The following is a 3,948-nucleotide window of genomic DNA, read 5'->3' as shown; positions in this document are numbered from 1 at the left end:
CACCACTAACACCGGCCAAGCACTCATCAACGTAGCGACGCACAGGCTCAGCCCAGTGGCGCATATTGGACATATTGATAGCGAACTCTTTGGTTGAGTGAGAAATCTCAACCGCATGCTTAATCAAAACAAACTCGCCAGTCACCTTATTTAGAGTGAACATCACTACGCCATCGCCCAGAGTTAATGCCATCGTGGTTTGCGGTCCGTAGACAACGTAACCCGCCGCAACTTGGTGACGACCTGACAATAAAAAATCCTCTGTCTGCAATGGCGCTGCAGGATCTTGCTTTTTCAGCACCGAGAAAATCGTTCCGATAGAGACGTTGACATCAATATTAGAAGAGCCATCTAGCGGATCAAACAACAATAAGTAGTCGCCAGTACCTTGAACTGGAAGCGGCAACTCCATCTCCTCAGAAGCTAGACCAGCTAGAGATTTGCAACCCTGTACGCCGTCAATCAATAAGTCATTGGCAATAACATCCAACTTTTGCTGAACTTCACCCTGGACGTTACCAGTACCAGCAGAGCCTAACAAGCCAATTAGAGCGCCTTGAGCAACCTCATGACTCAAGGTTGAGCAAGTATCAGCAACGGCCAATAACAACTCTTGTAGGCCCACAGGAATGCCTGCACCCTTAACCTTGGCGGACGATAGATATTGCTTGAAATTGGTATTAAAAGTACTTGAAGCGCTCAAAAGGAGTTTCTCCGTAATGGGGTTTATTTCTGTATGGGCTCTATTTTGCCTTGTTCCAACTGACTTAATTGCCTAAAGCCTTAGAAACCACCTCTTTCACATCTGGAGAGAGGGTTTCGCAAGCATCGACCTTCTTCAGGGCTGCCAGCATATGGTCTTGGTAAGGCTTGGCAAAGTGGCGCCAACGATCTAGACCCCTTGCCAAACGAGCAGCAACCTGCGGGTTAATTGGATCCAGGGCAAGAACAGATTCCGCCCAAAATGCATAACCACTTCCATCGCTTTGATGGAAGCTGGCGGGATTATTCATACAAAATGCATGAATAACGCTGCGCACTCGATTGGGGTTATTCATCTTGAAAGCTTCGTGCTCACGTAAACGCTTAACCACATCCAAGGTAGATTCAGCATTAGCGACTGGGGGTCTGCTGGATTGCAATGCAAACCACTTATCGATTACTAAAGCATCATCAGCAAATCGGGTATAAAAATCTTCCAGACAAGCTGCTGCAGATTTACTTCCATGAATCACCAAACCAGCTAGAGCTGCATATCGGTCAGTCATGTTGTCAGCATTCTGATATTGATTGACTGCCATGGGTGACCAGATTAGTGGATCCGCTTCGAGCAACATGCTGAGCGCAAGATTCTTTAATGCACGCTTACCAGCACTTGCTGCATCAGGGTTAAATGATCCTGGAGTCTGCATCTGCTGGTAGAGGGCAGCCCACTCAATTCTCAACTCGCTGGCAATAGCATGGCGGAAAGCACGACGGGCAGCATAAATCTGCTGAGGATCAACGCTTGCACACTGCTCATACAGATAGGTCTCGGCAGGTAAAGTCAGCGCCAACTCTTTGAATGCAGGATCTAAGTCCGGATCAGTCAAGAGGGTGCGATAAGCCTCAATCAGAGCTTTATCAGGCAAGCGATTGCCTAAGATCATCTGCAAGGCGAGCTTCTGGCCAGCCTCCCAACGATTAAAGGCATCGTCATCACTTGAGAACATCGTCAGTAAATCAGCTTCACTCTGATCAAAATCTAATTGAATCGGCGCTGAGAAATTACGATTGATCGATAACACTGGACGACTTTCTATTTGATCAAAAGTCCAGGTTTGCTGCTCTTGAGTCAGCTCTAGCAAAGTCTCTACCTGATCATCTGCAGGCGTGAGCAAGCGCATCTTCAATGGAATATGAAACGGTTTGCTATCTTTGCGTTCAATATTGGCTGAAGGGCTTTGCGTCAAGGTAATTTGATATTGCTTTTTATCAGCATCGTAGGATTCTTCTACTTTGACTCTAGGGGTGCCTGCTTGGCTGTACCAGTTTTTAAACTGGGAGAGGTCTCGCCCATTAGCATCTGCCATAGCAGCCAAGAAATCATCGCATGTCACCGCTTGACCATCGTGACGCTTAAAGTAAAGATCCATGCCTTTACGGAAACCTTCAAGACCTAGCAAGGTTTGGTACATGCGCACTACTTCAGCGCCCTTCTCATACACAGTCACGGTATAGAAGTTATTAATCTCTTGATATTCATCTGGACGAATGGGGTGCGCCATCGGACCCGCATCCTCTGGGAATTGAAGTTGACGCAATAAACGCACGTCTTCAATACGCTTCACTGCCCTGCCGGACTCACTACCCATTTGATCAGCAGAGAACTCTTGATCGCGGAACACAGTCAAGCCTTCCTTCAAGGAGAGCTGAAACCAATCTCGACAAGTAACTCGATTACCAGTCCAGTTATGGAAGTACTCATGAGCTACTACGCTTTCAATATTGGCAAAGTCGGCATCTGTTGCTGTCTCTGGCTGAGCGAGTACAAATTTGGTATTGAAAACATTGAGACCCTTGTTCTCCATTGCACCCATATTGAAATCGCTTACCGCCACAATCATGAAACGCTCAAGATCGAGTTCTAGGCCATAACGTTTTTCATCCCAATGAATCGAAGCAATTAAAGAATCCATTGCATGACGAGTCTTTTTCAGGTCATGTGGCTCCACCCAAATTTGCAGTAACTTCTGAGCGCCACTACTGGTGGTGATAGTTTCCTCAATGCATTCCAACTTACCAGCAACTAAGGCAAACAAGTAAGACGGTTTTGGAAATGGATCCTCCCAAACAGCGCTATGCCATCCATTCGGTAATTTTTCTGTACTAATGAGATTGCCGTTTGACAGTAATACTGGGCACTCTGCTTCACGCGCACGCAGTGTGACGCGATAGCGCGCCATGACGTCTGGTCTATCCAGAAAATATGTAATCTTTCTGAATCCCTCTGCTTCGCACTGGGTAAAGAAATTGCCATTAGAGACATACAGACCCATCAGCGAGGTATTTTTCTCAGGCACGCAGACACAAATGATTTCAACAATGAAAGCTTGCTTACCTTCATTGGGCAATGCATGAATAGTTAATGTTTCTGGTGTCAGTTCAAATTGACGATGGGCTTCGCCATTAATACGCAAACTCACAAACTCCAGCTCATGGCCCTGCAGTAGCAAAGGCGTGCCAGCCTCATGACCAGCACCTGGCAAGACCTCTAGGCGACTCTTCACAATTGTCCTAGCGGGATCTAGAGCAATATCTAAGTCAACCTGTGAAAAGGTGTAATTGGGAGCTCGGTATTCGAGCCTGCGGAAGCTCTGTGGCAGATCAGTTTTCATGGGGTAATTTTAAGCCCCGTAGACCAATTTCGCCCTAACCCCAGATGAGGGTGGCGACACCAATGGCGATGAAGGTCACAGCAGCTACAGCATGTACCCATTTAATCGGCATGCGTTTAGTGAACTTCTGACCAATCCAAACAGCTGGAGCGTTGGCCAACATCATCCCCAAAGTGGTGCCAATGGTGACCGAGACAACATCGGAATATTTGGCGCCCAGAGCGATGGTGGCAATTTGGGTCTTATCCCCCATCTCGGCCAAGAAAAATAGTCCAACCGTGAGCATGAATACCTGAAGGGCTCTATCAGCTACTTTAGATCCAGCTGCATCATCAATGTGATCAGGCACCAAGAGCCAAAGACCTATTCCTAAAAAGCTCAAACCTAAAATCCATTTAAGAATGTCTGGACTCATAAAGGTAGTGAGCCAATGCCCTAGCAAGGCTGCGCAAGCATGGTTGGCAATTGTCGCAATCAATATCCCACCAATAATGGCGAGAGCTTGTTTTGGGTAGCGGGCAGCTAACATCAAGGAAAGCAGTTGGGTTTTGTCGCCCATCTCAGCCAGAGC

General features: G+C 47.0%; 2 protein-coding genes and 1 pseudogene. All 3 read right to left on the bottom strand.

Annotation, left to right across the window (positions count from 1 at the left end; all coding sequences use genetic code 11):
- Positions 1-631, bottom strand: a pseudogene (locus B7Y67_RS12470) (fructose-bisphosphatase class I); the annotation flags it as partial.
- A 136-nt stretch (positions 632-767) separates the two neighbouring features.
- Positions 768-3,377 carry an aminopeptidase N gene (gene pepN / locus B7Y67_RS12465; protein WP_293598923.1) on the bottom strand — a complete coding sequence of 870 codons (2,610 nt, stop codon included), beginning with the start codon at positions 3,375-3,377 and terminating at the stop codon, positions 768-770.
- 34 nt (positions 3,378-3,411) lie between these two features.
- A partial coding sequence (locus tag B7Y67_RS12460; protein ID WP_293598922.1) for a TMEM165/GDT1 family protein occupies positions 3,412-3,948 on the bottom strand: 537 nt, incomplete at its 5' end.

It is taken from the genome of Polynucleobacter sp. 35-46-11 (assembly GCF_002281105.1).
This window is presented reverse-complemented; position numbering and strand designations above follow the sequence as displayed.

What these genes read in the sequence shown, in the direction of transcription:
- pepN (WP_293598923.1), bottom strand. Translation starts at nt 3,377, where the DNA reads ATGAAAACTGATCTGCCACAGAGCTTCCGCAGGCTCGAATACCGAGCT.